Origin of the sequence: Kitasatospora sp. NPDC002965 (assembly GCF_040611255.1) — a bacterium.
Classification (GTDB): Bacteria; Actinomycetota; Actinomycetes; order Streptomycetales; family Streptomycetaceae; genus Kitasatospora.
The window spans coordinates 1-13,737 of the sequence record NZ_JBEXNT010000189.1 but is presented as its reverse complement, the minus strand read 5'-3'; the positions used below and the strand labels follow the sequence as shown (position 1 = coordinate 13,737).

The 13,737-nt window shown below is 71.5% G+C and carries 14 protein-coding genes and 1 pseudogene; 9 read left to right on the top strand and 6 right to left on the bottom strand.

Annotated features, from left to right (window positions below; translation table 11 throughout):
• The 3 genes and pseudogenes from ABZY91_RS38960 to ABZY91_RS38950 all read right to left on the bottom strand — a co-directional run.
• A pseudogene (locus ABZY91_RS38960) lies at positions 1-371 on the bottom strand (UDP-N-acetylmuramoyl-tripeptide--D-alanyl-D-alanine ligase); the annotation flags it as partial.
• A gap of 44 nt (positions 372-415) precedes the next feature.
• On the bottom strand, positions 416-775 hold the full coding sequence (locus tag ABZY91_RS38955) for a hypothetical protein (RefSeq protein WP_355408602.1): 360 nt from the start codon (positions 773-775) through the stop codon (positions 416-418).
• A gap of 585 nt (positions 776-1,360) precedes the next feature.
• Positions 1,361-1,909, bottom strand: a complete 549-nt coding sequence (locus tag ABZY91_RS38950; protein ID WP_355408600.1) for an ATP-binding protein — start codon at positions 1,907-1,909, stop codon at positions 1,361-1,363.
• Positions 1,910-2,270: 361 nt separating this feature from the next.
• On the opposite strand from ABZY91_RS38950, the gene ABZY91_RS38945 reads away from it, so the two are divergent.
• The 7 genes from ABZY91_RS38945 to ABZY91_RS38915 all read left to right on the top strand — a co-directional run bounded on the left by ABZY91_RS38945 (position 2,271) and on the right by ABZY91_RS38915 (position 8,461).
• On the top strand, positions 2,271-3,137 hold the full coding sequence (locus tag ABZY91_RS38945) for a helix-turn-helix transcriptional regulator (RefSeq protein ID WP_355408598.1): 867 nt from the start codon (positions 2,271-2,273) through the stop codon (positions 3,135-3,137).
• The gene (locus ABZY91_RS38940) at positions 3,134-3,355 is read left to right on the top strand and encodes a DUF397 domain-containing protein (protein WP_355408596.1); all 222 of its coding nucleotides are present in this window, start codon (positions 3,134-3,136) and stop codon (positions 3,353-3,355) included. Before ABZY91_RS38945 ends, ABZY91_RS38940 begins: the two co-directional genes overlap by 4 nt.
• 449 nt (positions 3,356-3,804) lie before the next feature.
• Positions 3,805-4,221: a hypothetical protein gene (locus ABZY91_RS38935; RefSeq protein ID WP_355408594.1), complete on the top strand. Its 417-nt coding sequence runs from the start codon at positions 3,805-3,807 to the stop codon at positions 4,219-4,221.
• A 389-nt stretch (positions 4,222-4,610) separates the two neighbouring features.
• Positions 4,611-5,699, top strand: coding sequence for a hypothetical protein (locus tag ABZY91_RS38930; protein ID WP_355408592.1), 1,089 nt, complete (start codon positions 4,611-4,613; stop codon positions 5,697-5,699).
• Between the two features lie 68 nt (positions 5,700-5,767).
• Complete coding sequence (locus ABZY91_RS38925) at positions 5,768-6,838, top strand: helix-turn-helix domain-containing protein (protein ID WP_355408590.1); 1,071 nt, start codon at positions 5,768-5,770, stop codon at positions 6,836-6,838.
• Between the two features lie 236 nt (positions 6,839-7,074).
• Positions 7,075-7,842: a hypothetical protein gene (locus tag ABZY91_RS38920; protein WP_355408588.1), complete on the top strand. Its 768-nt coding sequence runs from the start codon at positions 7,075-7,077 to the stop codon at positions 7,840-7,842.
• A 238-nt stretch (positions 7,843-8,080) separates the two neighbouring features.
• Positions 8,081-8,461, top strand: coding sequence for a hypothetical protein (locus tag ABZY91_RS38915; RefSeq protein ID WP_355408586.1), 381 nt, complete (start codon positions 8,081-8,083; stop codon positions 8,459-8,461).
• Between the two features lie 778 nt (positions 8,462-9,239).
• On the opposite strand, the gene ABZY91_RS38910 is transcribed toward ABZY91_RS38915, so the two are convergent.
• From ABZY91_RS38910 to ABZY91_RS38900, 3 genes are all read right to left on the bottom strand, one after another.
• Entirely contained in the window at positions 9,240-10,538 is a 1,299-nt protein-coding gene (locus ABZY91_RS38910) for a hypothetical protein (RefSeq protein ID WP_355408584.1), read from the bottom strand.
• Positions 10,539-10,839: 301 nt separating this feature from the next.
• On the bottom strand, positions 10,840-11,376 hold the full coding sequence (locus ABZY91_RS38905; protein ID WP_355408582.1) for a hypothetical protein: 537 nt from the start codon (positions 11,374-11,376) through the stop codon (positions 10,840-10,842).
• Positions 11,377-11,524: 148 nt separating this feature from the next.
• Positions 11,525-12,187, bottom strand: coding sequence for a hypothetical protein (locus tag ABZY91_RS38900; RefSeq protein ID WP_355408580.1), 663 nt, complete (start codon positions 12,185-12,187; stop codon positions 11,525-11,527).
• Between the two features lie 516 nt (positions 12,188-12,703).
• Here ABZY91_RS38900 and ABZY91_RS38895 point away from each other — a divergent pair.
• On the top strand, positions 12,704-13,438 hold the full coding sequence (locus tag ABZY91_RS38895) for a hypothetical protein (protein WP_355408578.1): 735 nt from the start codon (positions 12,704-12,706) through the stop codon (positions 13,436-13,438).
• A gap of 82 nt (positions 13,439-13,520) precedes the next feature.
• A partial coding sequence (locus tag ABZY91_RS38890; protein WP_355408576.1) for a hypothetical protein occupies positions 13,521-13,737 on the top strand: 217 nt, incomplete at its 3' end.

The following is a 13,737-nucleotide window of genomic DNA, read 5'->3' as shown; positions in this document are numbered from 1 at the left end:
TCGTCCGGCAGAAGCTGTCCGAGGATCTGCGCCGCGATCAGGCTGTCCGCGCCGCCCGTGACCGCGATCCTCCAGTCGGTCGTGCGCGCGACGTGTGCGGCTAGAGCGCCCGCGGCGGCCGCGATGTCCGCGACGACCACCGTCGGCGTGCCGTACACCGGCCGGCGGGCCAGAACGGCAGCCGGGCCCTCGCCCATGCGGCGCCGCGCGGCAGGTTCGGCGTCGTCGTTTCGCGGGGCGACGAACGCGCCGGGCCCCGCCGTCGTGTCGTCCGGCACCAGTACGGACACGGGCCCCTCCAGCGGCGTCCCGCCCTCGTGTAAGGTGCCGCCGGTCAGCTCGGCGATCTGCCGCAACGTCATCGCGTGCATGAAGTCCTCACGTCTGTAGAAGAGTTGGTCACTCGGGTCGGGATTCAGGCGGCCCGGTGGGCCCGGACCGCCACCGGCGGTTCGGCGGTGAGGTACGGCAGCATCGCCACGAGCGCCGCCACCCGCCGCAGCCCCTCCAGGTCCCGAAGCGCCCCGGCCTCACGAAGCTGTGCCGCGCACACGTCCAGCAGCTCCGCCGCCCGGTCCGGCCCGCTACGCCGGCGCCGACGCGCCACGAGTTCGCACTCCAGTGCCACCCGGTCGGGATCCGGGCCGACCAGGTCGGTGGCACCCCAGTGCCGGGAGAGGTCCCCGGCGATCGAGGCGACCAGCAGGTGCGGATCCGCTATCCCCTCCACCGCGCTGCGTGCCAGCTCCGCCAGCTCGGCCAGTCCCTCGCCCACCGTGATCTCCTCGCCCGTTCGATCGATCGCAGCGGCCCGCCCCACAGGGAGGCGGGGCGGGCCCGGTGCGCCGTCCCGGCCCGACGCGGGGACGGCGCACCACCCTGTCGGCGCCCCCGGCTCCACTGGCCGGTGACGCCGACAGGGCGCTGAACGCCCGTCCGGGCTGCGGGGCCCGTCGGGGCGTTCGTCGGCGGTGAGCAGTGGCGCGCACCCGCGGGGGGCGAGGGTCCGCGCCGCTCTTCCGCCACCCGCCCGAAAAGCCGGACGGGCTTCTTGGTGCCCGGGCGACCCGCGGGTGATGAGCACCGGCGGGCCGCCCGGGGGCCTATCCGGACCTGTGGTCCGGTATCACGGTGGACTGAGTGGCCCGGGGAGCGTGGATCGACGCCTCGTTGCGGCAGTAGGCGGCGACCGCCGCCGCAAAATCGTCGGCCACCGCCAGCGTCAGCGCGTCCCTCGTCACGGTCCGGGCGGGGCTCCGACCGGTCCGGTCCCGGTGCGCCCGCACGGTGAACCGCCCCCGTGTAACTCCTACTCCCGCCGCTCGCCGGCGAGCGGGCCCCTCGCGAACCAACCCTGCGCTCACGCCGCCACCACCTGGCGAGCACGGGCCCGGACCCTGCCCGCCCTCGTCTGGACGGTCACCGGGAGCGGATCCGAGCGCCTTCCACCGATGGGGCGCGCCTCGACGAGGTGCCCCGTCGACGTCATGGTGGCCGCGGCAGTAGCGGCCGTCTCCTGAACGTCGGGGCGCAGCTCGAACCAGACCACCTTGCCCCGGTCCAGCAACGGATCCCAGCCGTGCCGGGTCGCCAGCTCCGAAACGATGGCCAACCCCCGGCCCCCGACCTCGGTGCCGTCCGCCTGTCGCACCTGCGGCGCCCGGTCACAGCGGTCGGTCACCGCGACCCGCAGTACGCCGGCGGGAACGAAGACCTCGACCAGCACCTCCGCGGTACCCGGCGCGTGAGACACCACGTTGGTCACCAGCTCCGACGTCATCAACTCCACGCTGTCGGCCTCGTCCAAGGACAACACCGCCCCGAGGAGCCGCGCCGCGTCCAGGACCCAACGACGGGCAACGCCGGCGCTCTCAGGCACCACCGGCAAGCCAAATCTGATTGTGTGCATGACAGTTCCTCCGGGCCGGCGAGGCGGCGTCAAGGTGTTCCGGGGAAGCGGCCGCAGCGGTCGCATGTGATCGTCTCGGCGCACACAGCAGGTTGGCGCCAGACGGTCGATAGCTGATTCACAAATGCATGCAGAGCACATCAAGGCGGACAGGAGGCCGCGAAGCCTAGCGACTTGCAGTCCGTAGCTCGACGGTCACAGGATGTCGCCTGAACACTCGTCAGCGCAACCCATACGACAGGCAAGATGCAAACATTCACTTCGAACCTGATTTCGGGGACTCTAGACTCGCCACTCGGTGGCGTACAGCCACATCGGCCGGGCACACTGGTCCACTGAGCACTCAGGAGGGGTATCCGTCATGGCTACAGGCGAGCGCGTCCCGACCGTGCGTCAGCGCCGCATCGCTGCAGACCTTCGGCGTCTGCGCGAGAAGAAGGGGTTGTCAGCCGAACAGGTCGTCAGCAAGTTCCCCGCGCTCCTGAACCTGCCGAAGCTCAGCCGCTACGAGAACGCCCGCTCCGCCGTCAAGCCAGAGATCGTCGAAGCGCTGCTCGACTTCTACGAGTGCGACGAGGGCCTACGGGAAGTCCTTCTTGAGATCGCTCGCCAGAAGGACACGCGTGGCTGGTGGAAGGGCTACAGCGACACCATCAACCCGCTCTACACCGACCTGATCACGCTGGAGGCACAGGCCGTAGAGATCAAGGCCTTCGAGTGGGCCTTTGTCCCTGGCCTTCTGCAGACACCCGACTACGCTGCGGCGATCATCGAGAGACTCTCCACGGTGACCGCCGGCGGTAGCAGCATCGACGCGATGGTCGATGTCCGCATCGCGCGGCAACGAGTGCTGACCAGGGTGGAGAGTCCCGTGAAGCTCTGCGCGGTGATTCACGAATCGGCGCTGGTGATAAACGCCGGCGAAGGTGTCATGCGGGAACAGCTGGGCCGCCTTGCGAAGATGAGCCGCCTCCCGAACATCCAGATCCAGGTCATGCCAGCGAACGCCCGACCGAACCCCGGATTCAACGGGGCGTTCACCCTCCTTGAGTTTCCACAGCGCGCCCTCGATCTCGTGCTGACGAGCGGCATGTTCCGCAGCAGCTGGATCGAGGACACGACAGAGGTGGACACCTACCGAGGGTGCTTCCACGAGATCATGGCCGCGGCCCTGAACGTGGATGACTCCCTCGATTTCATCACCCAGAAGAGGGACGAGCTCACATGATCATCGAAAACGCGTCTGACCTGAGCGTGACGTGGAAGAAGTCCAGCCGAAGCAACCAGAATGACAACTGCGTCGAGTTCGCCATCCCCAACGGGCCGGGTTCCTTCGTTCGTGATTCGAAGGACCCCAGCGGACCGGCTCTGACCCTGACCACCGAGGCCCACACCGCCTTCATCAACGCGGTCGCAAACGGCGAGTTCGACTTCGATCTCGTCTAACGCCCAAACATGACCACGGTCCGGCGCAAGAGAAGTGCGCCGGACCGTGCCTGCTGTTCTACCCCAACTCTGTGACGCTCGACCAGGGGTCCGAAACGACCGCCTCCTCGCACACCAGTTGATCAGACCCATACGGCGGCATCAACGCGGTCCGGACTTGAGACTCCGCGGCCCCTCATGCTTCTTTGACTCGACCGTCGACGCGCCGCTGGAGTTGGTGGGCAGGTTCGGAGAGGCGAGCGGCCCCGACCGGTGCACATCAGCGGGCGCTGGTCACTGTGGGACGACGGCATGCTGCACGTGGGCCACTGGAGCGCCCCTCTCCCCTGGCCCGAGGAGATCACCGCCCTGCCCGAGGCCGCCGTGCACGGGCTCGACCTCTTGTCCGCCACCGGCAACCTAGGCAGGGTGACTGGGCCCGCCAGCTGGCCACCGCCACCGGCCACCTGGTGCAGCAGGTCGACAGGGGCGGCTGGGAGCAGGGCCGGGAGGTGTCGCAGAGCGCCCTGACCCGGCACGACTACCAGACCGGCAGCGGGCCGCTCGTGCTGTGGCTGGTCGCCACCTCCTGGTCGGTGGACGCCGGAGAGGACTCCGAGGCCCGGGACACGTGGCGCCTGTGCGGCGACGAGCGGGCCGCCCGGGCGCTCCTGCGCTCCCACTGCACCGCGCTCACGCCCCCGCCCGCGTCGAAGCCGGAGGCCGTCGTCAGACGCTGCGACAACTGCGGAACCGGTGCCCGCCGACTCTTCGAACGCACCGAATCCTCCGGCCCCGCCGGACACGTCGGCGCGTGCTGCGCCGATGACGACGATGTCTGCTGTCCTTCGCCTGACCCGTTCCACACCTGGGTGCGGGGCTGGTGACCCACCGCCCCGCGCCCTGAGAGGCACCGCATCCATGACCAGTCCGCCCCCGCACTGCCGCTGAACCTGGCCGAACTCGGCCGGCGCTACGGCGTTACCCGCTCCGCGGTCGACCACGCGCTCAAGACCACCCGCACGAGAAACCGCGCCGCTCCCGACGATGTCGCCCGCCGCCGGTCCCGCTGAACCCCGGCGAGCTCCAGGAGCGCTACGACCCGGTGGAGTTCGACCGGTGGTGGCAGCAGCGGCCGTGCCCCGGCCGTCCGAGCGGCGCCCGGTGACCGCCCCGTCACCGGGCGCCGTTCAGTGTGTCAATCACGTGACGCGACGTCATCGTCGGGCGCTACGGTGAAGCGCCGCCCGCACCGTCCACGGAAGGATCCGCCCCGTTGAGCACCCCCGATCGGGCTTCCGAGCTCACCCCCGCCGCCGAGGTCCACGACATGTGGCTGTCGACCCTCGACTTCCTGGCCGGCAACGCCACGCCGGCCTGGGCCCACATGATCGACGCGGGCAGCGACTTTGTGATGCCGCCCCAGGTACGCGCCCTGCGCCGCTCGACGGACCGGGCAGCGGCCCTCGCCCGGGCGGAGGCCGACCGCCTCGCCGCCGCCGAGCTCTTCCACTTCGACACCGACGCCTGCCGGGCCGCCGCGAAGGCGGAGGTGCGCACGCAGAGCCTGCTGGAACTGGCACCGTCCCCCTCGGGGCTGATCGTGTGGGAGGAAGCCCCCTTCGACACCGGCGGTATCCCGATCCGTGCCGCCTCCTGGGGCATCGCGTACGACGGCGGGACCTGGATGTCCTGGTGGATCGACACCGCGGCCGCAATCCGTCTTCGCGGCCTGCCGAACCAGATCCTCGGCATCAACGGTCACCTGACCTTCCACGAGGAGGCCCACATCCCGCCGAACGGCTGGCCTGGCCTGGTCGACCGCCCCGAGCACCGCTTCTACCCGGCGCACCGGTCGCTGCTGGGCGCCTGGGCGGCTATCGACACCGGCGCCGTCACGCAGAACCGCACCCTCGACCCTGCTCCGGCGGTCCGCAAGCAGGCCAAGCGGTTGCGCCTCGATGCCCGCCCCCTCCGCTCCTACGGCGCCGGCACCGTCCCGGCCCTCGCCACCACGCCCGAGACCATCGTCCAGCGCACCCTCGGCAGGCTCCTGCTCCCCCATCACCCCTACCCCGGCAACCTGCCCGCCGACCTCGCGCCCTGGCACTGCTACCTCGCCGACTCGGGGCACTGCCTCCTCGTCATGATCGATCCCATGGACAAGGGATCGAAGACCGCCGCCGCCCACGAGGACACCACCGTGGCCGACGCATTCGTTCCCGCACCCGTGAAAGCGGTCCTGCGCGCCGGCTGGCGCATCGAGGACGGACACATCCGCACCCCGATGCGCTACGACATCGCCCTCGGCCTGCTCACCGACCCCGACGACGACGAGTTCGACACCGGCCACCCCGCCCCCTGACCAACCCGACGCCCGGGGCGGGACCACGGCCCGCCCCGGCCCGACCACCCGAAAAGAGGGCACCTGCCGTGCTCGACGAGGTACAACTGCGCCGCACACGGGCGAAGCACGACCCGCTCGGCTACCGGCTCGAAGCCACCGTCTGGGACAACCCCGACTGGCCGCACGCCGCCAAGGACCTCGGCGGCCGCATGCTCCGTGACGATTCCTGGCGCCAGATCTGGGTGTTCCCCAGCCGCGCGGAGGAACGCGTCAACGCCTTGTGCACCCGCATCTGGGGCACCACGAACAGCGCCGCCACCCGACGGGCGACCGTGCACTGGAACCTGACCCTCCAACGCCACGACGAGGAGGCGTGGCTCGGCGGTCGCCTGATTGCCAAACGCCACAAACGCGACACCAAGCCGACACTGGGCCGTGAGGTGGTCCTCATCAGCGGCGGCTTCGAGCCCCGCGGCGGCTACAACAGCATGCCCCGGCTCGAACCTCTGCCCGACACCGTGGTCGAGATCCGGAACCTGCCGCTCGCCGCCGCCCACGCCGCCGCCGACCTCGGCGCGGTCATCGTGGACACCCACCACGAGGACACCGCCGCCCTGCGCTCGCGCCACGAATACCTCCTCACCGAACTCGCCGAGGTGTCCGCGCTGCTCCGCCGCGCCGGCGCACACGTCTCCGCTGGCGCGGACAGCGGAACCTGCCGGTGCGGTGGACACACCTGTCCCCCGGACGGCTACACCATCAGCGAGGTCGCCACACTGACCGGCCTCAACCCCAACACCATTCGCGGTTGGTGCGCCGAGGGGAGCCTCCCGGCACTGCGGACCACCCGCGGGTGGATCATCGCCAAGCCGCTGCCGGCCCGCGTCGGCCGCATCGTCCTGGTCCCCGCAGAACCGGACGAGACCACGGCCTCGCTACCCGCCCAGACCAGGGCCGAACTCGGCCGCCGTCACGGCGTCGACCCCCAGACCGTCCGGACGGCACTCGCCCGCGCCCAAGCCGCCCACGAGGCCGACCCCACCCACCCGACCCCGCCACAACCGGTCAACCCCGGCGCGCCCAGGCCCCGCTACGACCCGGTCGGATTCGACCGCTGGTGGCACGGCCGCGGACGAAAGAACATCAACGCCAACTGACTCGACCGAACCGCACGTTCGAGCCCCGGCTCCCTGATAGCGTTCCCCCCACAACAACCTGCTCCCCGCCACGCGGGGCTGAGCTTCGTGCCTCGACCGCGACGCCCACACCGCGTCAACTGCTCCCCGCGCCAGCGGGGGTGGCACGGCTACTCGTCGGGCATTCTCATTCGCGCCTTCCGCCCCCGTCCGCAGGCTCTCCTAGACACTGCCCGGCAGCGTGCTTGAATCACCGGATGATCGACTGGTCCACACTCAACGACGCCTACGGCCCGGCACTCTCGATACCCAGGCTGCTGGACCGGGCCGTCGATCGTGACCAGGAGGCCATCGACCAGCTCTGGGGACGCTTGTGCCACCAGGGGACGATCACCCCCGCGAGCATCGCCGCACTGCCGCGGCTGGCGGACATCGCGAAGACCGAGGGCATCGGGGACTGGGCGCTCGATCTGGCCGGAGCCATAGCGGGTGGACTCCTCCAACCCCACGGCGTCGACGAAGAAGTCGCCCGCTGTGCGCCGACCCTGGCCAAGCTGCGGGCCACGGCCGCCACCCGGCTGAGGCCTTGCCTGGACAGGAAGACCTACCTGAGCCGGCTGCAGGCCATGCTCGCGTTCGACGGCCAGCCCCTGTGGTTCGAGACCCTGGACGATTTCACCGACTCCTTCGTCACCGTCGTCTGCCCACACTGCGACGCCTCGGTGACGATCTCGGTCGGCGACTACGGCTGCTACTCCTCGATCCGGCACTGGAACCTGGGGGACGTCCACCGGATCCCACTCCGGCCGGCCACCCCGCACGAGCTGACCGGCACCGGGCGGATGCTGCACGAGTCGGCCGTACGGGATGGCCAGCAACAGCTCGCCTGGGGCCTGACGCACCTCTTCGGCCGGGCGGAATGTCCAGGATGCGGGAGCGTCTTCGGCATCGCGGACGAGTACGAGGCCGCCAATGCACCCGCCCGGTGGAATTTCGCCCTAAACCATACCAAGGACGCTCCCTGACCACCGACAGGAACCCGAGTTCGAACGTCGAGTTCGTGCCCGCTTCCCCGACTTGACGGCTTGGCACCGTGAGGTGTCTTACGCCTCCCGAACACCCCATACAGCCCTCGTGCCCCGACGTGGACTTTGCGGCTGTCGTCGCGGCTCTGCCCGCCGACGTCGCGGGCGCCGAACGGTTCTTCGACTGGTACCAGCGACGGGAAGCGACGGCCAGCGGGGTCCGACCGGGTAGGGGCCGGTGCAGTGTCGCAGGGGAGTCTGGGCCTGCAGCGGGACGTGCGGGCCGAAGCCCCGGCGGGCCCGGCGCCACTCGTCGAGGTGCGCGGCGACGGCGTCCACGACCGCCCGGTCTTCGCGGCCGCCGGGGCTCGGTGAACACCTGGACCCCACCACCTGGACGGCAGCCGCCCGGGCCCAACGGGCCCTGCTGACCGTCGCGGCGTCGACCTGGCTGGTGAGCGCGGTCGACAAGCCCGACCACCAGGCACTGTCCGCGGGCTTCTGGACTCTGGCTCAGGGCATGACGTGCGGCAACACCGCCGCCATGGACTCCTACGCGGCAGCACTGGAGGTCTACACCCACGACATCGAGGCCGCCAACGCGTTCGGGGCCATTTGACGCGAGGCCTGCGAGGGCCGGGAGGAGCACGATCGGGCGATCGAGCGGGCCAACGGCAGCGGCCGGCATGCCCTCGCGATGACGACGGCAGGTTGACCAGCAGTATTCCGACGGAATTACCCCCCATCCCCGGCGTGCTCCCGTGCCCAACTCCCAGCACCGACCACGGCCGGCCCCGCCTTCCAAGAGCTGGGCTACTGTCGTCCGACGACAATCAGCCCCCGGGGAGCGCAGCGGTGGGATTGGATGCGGGTGGGGAGGCCGGTGGCTGGCCGGCCAGTCTGACGGACGGGGCGAGCCGGGCGCTGCTGGCGGGCGGTGAGTTGTCTTGGTGCTACGCGTACCTGGACCTGCGGGCCACCCCCGAGGGGCCTCCGGAGTCGGCCGGAGACCGGTTCGGGGACCTCATCGTCGAGGGTGGCGAGGCGCTGTTTGTCCTGGGCGAGGCGCTCTACCCGTCGGGGCGTGAGGAGGTGACCGTACTGCTCGACGGAGGGTGCGGTGCGGTGTACCTGGCCAGTCCCGACGCGAACGGGCTGCTGCGACGTGACCTGCTGGCCAGCAGCCCGCGCGCCCTGATCGCGCTGATGTGGGTGGTGGAGTCCACCACGCTGTGTGCTGCGGGACCGACGAGTGGCGGAGCGCCTGACTCCAAGTCTTCGCGTTCGTCCTCACTGTCAGGGAACAACTGTCCTGACAGTGAGGGCAGGCCGAACCCAATCGCCGTGAAGGAGTGCATGGTGACTCCGTTGACGTTCTACCCGCGGGCGATCGCCTTCTACCGGAAGTTCCACTCCTCGCTGGGCAGTGAGTGCCAGACGTCGAGCCAGTTGTGCAGCAGAAAGAGGGGTCGGGTCAGGTTGACATCACCCGCGTGTTGGGGGCGGATCGCAAGGCCGAGGTCGGGGAAGACCGGGTCGGCGGCGGGGCTGTACATCAGGCGGCCGTGCGCTGTGCGGTGGACGAGCCAGTCCTCCACCCGGGACGGTACGCAGCCGGTCAGCGGAACGCTGTCCAGCCGCACCTGGGGGCCGGTGAGCGCGTCCACGGCCACGCACTCCAGACGGTCCGTCCGGAAGAGAGCCCTGACTCCGGCGGCGCGGAAGTCGGCGTAGTTGAGCCGGCGCTCGTCGCTGCCAGGGGCGTAGCAGGACGAGACAGACCCCTCTTCGCCGAGAGCGACGGTGATCTCTTCCAGGGTCATTCCGAAGTGCAGCGGTCCCACCCCGACGTACGGCGTGAACGTCCACTCATCGCGCTCCTCGCCTCCGGCGATCTGCCACGGGCCCCGATACCCCGGCGCGCTTCCCCGAGCGGCCGTGGGCGGTTCGGGTGCCGGCTCGTGCGGGGCCGCTCGCTCCGGTGCCGTACAGTCCAGGTGCCAACGGCCCGGGGGTTCCAGGGCGGCGGTGTCCTCCGGCTGCTCGGCCAGCCATCGGATCGCCTGCCCCTGGCCCTCGTCGAACGGGTCGTCCGCCAGCGCGTGCGCCCGGTCCGCGGCCGCGCGGTGTTCCTCTTCCGCGGTGACGAGGACGGCGGTGTCCTCGCCCCAGGACTCCAGCCGCTCCCGCGCGATCCACCGGTAGTACGAGTCCGCACTTTGGGCGAGCACATCACGGACGACGGGCGCGTAGCGCGGGGTCAGCGCGGCGAGGGCGGGATCGGCCAGCAGAAGGGCGGTGGCCGCGACGGCGGCCTCCCTCACCCGCGGGTCGTCGTCCTCGCAGAAGACTGCGACGTGGCTGTGGAGCGTCGGCCGTGTGGCGCGGGCGGCGGCAAGATCCTGCGGTGCGCCGACACCGTCCTCGGCGTCCAGGCGAGCGATATCGGCGAACGAGGCCAGCCAGTTCAGCAGCTCCGCGCGCAGCGGTCGCCTGCCGGCTCTCCGGTCCCACTGACCCTCGGCGAGCATGCGCGCATCGTCGAGAAGAGCGGCGACGACCAGAGCCGCCGGGGCGCTCGCCGGGAACACCCGCTCCTGGTTGAGGAGCAGCCGGTACAGATTCCAGACCGCCCGCGCCCGGCGGGTGTGATCGCCGTCGAGCAGCCCTACGAGGATGTCCGGTGTGTCGGGCACGTTGTGCAGGCCAGTGCAGAAGTGCGGCAACTCACTCCACGCGGTGCCGGTGAGCCTGGCCAAGGCGGGAGACGGCAGGGACACCGCGGGAGCGGTGGAAGGGCTGGCGGTTGTTTTGTCGATCACGGCCGCAGTGTTCCAGCCGGCTCCGACACTCGTGGGGCGTCGACGCAGACGAGCTGGATCACCCGAGGGCCGGCCGGCAACCTCACCACCGCCAGCTCCCGCCCTCAACGCCGCCCTGGCCGTCCCGGCGGTCGACCTCGGGGTCTGAAACCGCCCCGGCCGCCGCCCCCGTGGTCTACGGCCCCAGCACCCACCCGGCCACCGGGACCGGCAGGGCCCGGCCGACGTCGACCAGTGCCCGAGCGGGCACCCCACCGGTGAAGATCCGAGCCGCGTCCCGAACGGCCTGGACCTGTTCGTCGAAGACCCCGACGAACAGAGTCTTGGTGAGCGTGCGCTGCTGGAACGCCTTGACGAACGTAATGGTCATCGGAACGCCCAGGTAGGCTGCGGCCGCGCCGTCGGGCCACGTCGGGTCGAGGACTGTGCCGTCCGGACGGGCGCACCAGGCATGCGGGTACGCGGCGCCGGCGGCGTAGGCGAAACCCTCAACGTAGACGGCGCCGACCTGCCGGGCCACGCGCAGCGCGTTCGGATGGCAGCGGCCGGCGGTGCCGCGGCGCGGCGCACCGCGGGTGGGCCACCGTGCCGGGGTGAACAGCCGGCCCTGGGCGAGGATCACGCGGGCGGCCGACAGGGCGTCCGGATCGACCCGGTTCTCGACCGCGGCCATGAGGTCGTGGTCGGCTCGGGTCGGGTGGTCGACGGGCACGTCTCCAGTGTGCGCCGGGGGTCCGTACGGGGCGAGCAGGAACCGAGCCACGAGCGACGAAGAACCCGGTTGATGGGGCGTCGTCGGGTGTGCCCGTGGGTTCCGAGGGGCATCGGCCCGGTTCATCACCGGGCCGACGGCGGCGTGTCTACAGCAGCGCCGGTTCGGCCGCCGCCGCGATCTGCTCCGCCCGCTGCACGGGGTCGGCGCCGCTCTCCTCCCAGCGCTGCACCATGCTCTGGACGACGCGGGCCGTCCACTCCGGGTAGCCGGAGCCGCTCGCCGCGGCCGCCGACAGGGCGTCCACCGCGGCGAACAGGAGCGACCCGTCCCTCAGGTACCCGCACAGCTCCAGATGCCGGCGCAGCTCGGCGCCCGCGGGGCCGGCCTGCGCGCGGGGGGCGGCAACGCGGTCGGGGCTCGGCCACAGCAGGGTGATGACGCGGTGCAGGAGGCCGGGGAGGGCGTCGTCGGGGACGGCGGCGGTGAGGTGCTGCAGGGCGTCGCGGGCGGCGATGTGGGTGGTGAGGTGGCCGAGGCCGTACCAGGCGGCGGCCGCCGGGGTGGGGGCGCCGAGGCGGGTGCCGATGGCGAGCGCGGTGCGCTCGGCCCGGGCGGTGAAGTCGGGTCGGGGGGCGGCGAGCAGCAGGTAGGTGCGGCGTGCGGTGTCGTACAGGCCGCCCGCAGGTTCGGCGAGCGGGCGCGCCCACGCGCCGGCGCCGATGTCGGCCGGGCGGGGGAGGCTGTGCCGGGTGTAGGCGGCGAACAGGTCGCCGGTGCGGTGCGGCGCGGGTGCGGTGGCGGCGGTCATCGGGTTCTCGCTCTCTGGCGCGGGTGCGGAGGTGGCCTGCGGGCCGGGTGGTTCCCGGTGCGCGGGTGGTACCTCCGCCGGCGCGGAGAGCGGTGCGTGCGGCCCGGCCTCCGCGTCGCGGAGAGCGGCCCCGGCAGGGGGCCGGCCGGGGCGGGCGGGCTGCTGCGTGCACCGGCGATCCGGATTCTGCCACGGCAGCCCCGCGGAGGGCACTACGACTGCCGCCAGGTCTGCGTCCGGGCTCAGGCCGTGCTGGGTGAGGATCCGCCGCCGTGGCCCCCGCGACCGCCCGCCGGCGCCTCCTCCCGCACCGAAGTCCCGGCCCAGGGAGACGCTGCCGAGGGATCCGGACCGGGCGTACCCCACCTCTTCCACAACCCGACATTGTGAAATTTCACAACCCTGAGTTGTGATCATGGGTTCTGACGGTCCATCATGGAGGTGCCGGGGGAGGCAACCCCCGGCACCCGGAGCCCGGCCGCTCACGACGGCAGGCCCACACCCAGGAGCGTACCCATGACCAGTACCCCCACGAGCGAACTGCGCGTCATCACCTCCGCGTTCAAGAGCGCCGACGTCGACGACGACACCGCCACCCGCGTCGAGACGGCCGCCCTCGACAGCGGCCAGGAACTGCGCCGCTCCGCCGCCCTGAGCACGGACGGCCAGGAGACGTACCTCCTACGGCTCCTCGCCTACCACGACGGCGACGACCTGCGCTACGCCGTCCACCACGAGCGCCCCGAGGGCAGCGAACTGCTCGACAGCGACGACCGGGCCACCGCCGACGCCGCCTACGAGAAGGAGGCCCGGGAGATGCAGGAGGTCGGCGCGTCCTGGGACACCACCGACGTCGAAGACCTGCCGACCCTCACCTACGCGTACACCGTCGAGGCGTACAACGGAGAGACCTGGCGCCGCCTGGGCTCCGGCACCGGCACCCTCAGCCGACACCCCGAGTGGGACAACGACGTCAACGAGGCCGCCCGCACCGAGGGCGCGGACCACCTTTTCCGCGTCGAGGAGGACAACCGGGACGCCGCGCTGGAGAAGGCCCTCGGCGAGCGGTACTTCGACCACCAGCCGGTCCACACCGAGCGGGTGCGCGTCGTCGTCACCCAGGACGGCGAGGAGGCCGGCTCCCACACCTGGGAGTTCGAGCCCGAGGAGGCGGACCCGAACGAGGTCGAACGGATGCGCAAGGTCCTGCGACTGGAGCGCGAGCGCCACGCGTCCCGGCGCCTGTCCTAACCCCACCCGCCCGGGGGGCCGCCGTGCGACGGCCCCCCGCCCCGGACCACCACACCCGCCACCCCCGGAAGGACGATCTCCGATGCTCCCCCTGCCCGACCACCTCACCGCCGGCCTGCGCGACCGCGACCCCGTACGCCGCTACCGCACCGCCGAAGAGGCGCTGGACGCGGTGAGCGCCTACCTCGACCAGATCCAGGCCGAGGCCGCCCACGCCCTGGTCGCCGCCCACGGCGGCAACAAGTCGGCCGCCGGCCGCGAACTGGGCTACGGCAGCCAGCAGGCGTTCGACAAGTGGC

Coding starts and splice junctions, on each gene's coding strand:
- ABZY91_RS38920 (WP_355408588.1), top strand. CDS start 7,075: ATGATCGACTGGTCCACACTCAACGACGCCTACGGCCCGGCACTCTCG.
- ABZY91_RS38895 (WP_355408578.1), top strand. CDS start 12,704: ATGACCAGTACCCCCACGAGCGAACTGCGCGTCATCACCTCCGCGTTC.
- ABZY91_RS38940 (WP_355408596.1), top strand. CDS start 3,134: ATGATCATCGAAAACGCGTCTGACCTGAGCGTGACGTGGAAGAAGTCC.
- ABZY91_RS38950 (WP_355408600.1), bottom strand. CDS start 1,909: ATGCACACAATCAGATTTGGCTTGCCGGTGGTGCCTGAGAGCGCCGGC.
- ABZY91_RS38900 (WP_355408580.1), bottom strand. CDS start 12,187: ATGACCGCCGCCACCGCACCCGCGCCGCACCGCACCGGCGACCTGTTC.
- ABZY91_RS38945 (WP_355408598.1), top strand. CDS start 2,271: ATGGCTACAGGCGAGCGCGTCCCGACCGTGCGTCAGCGCCGCATCGCT.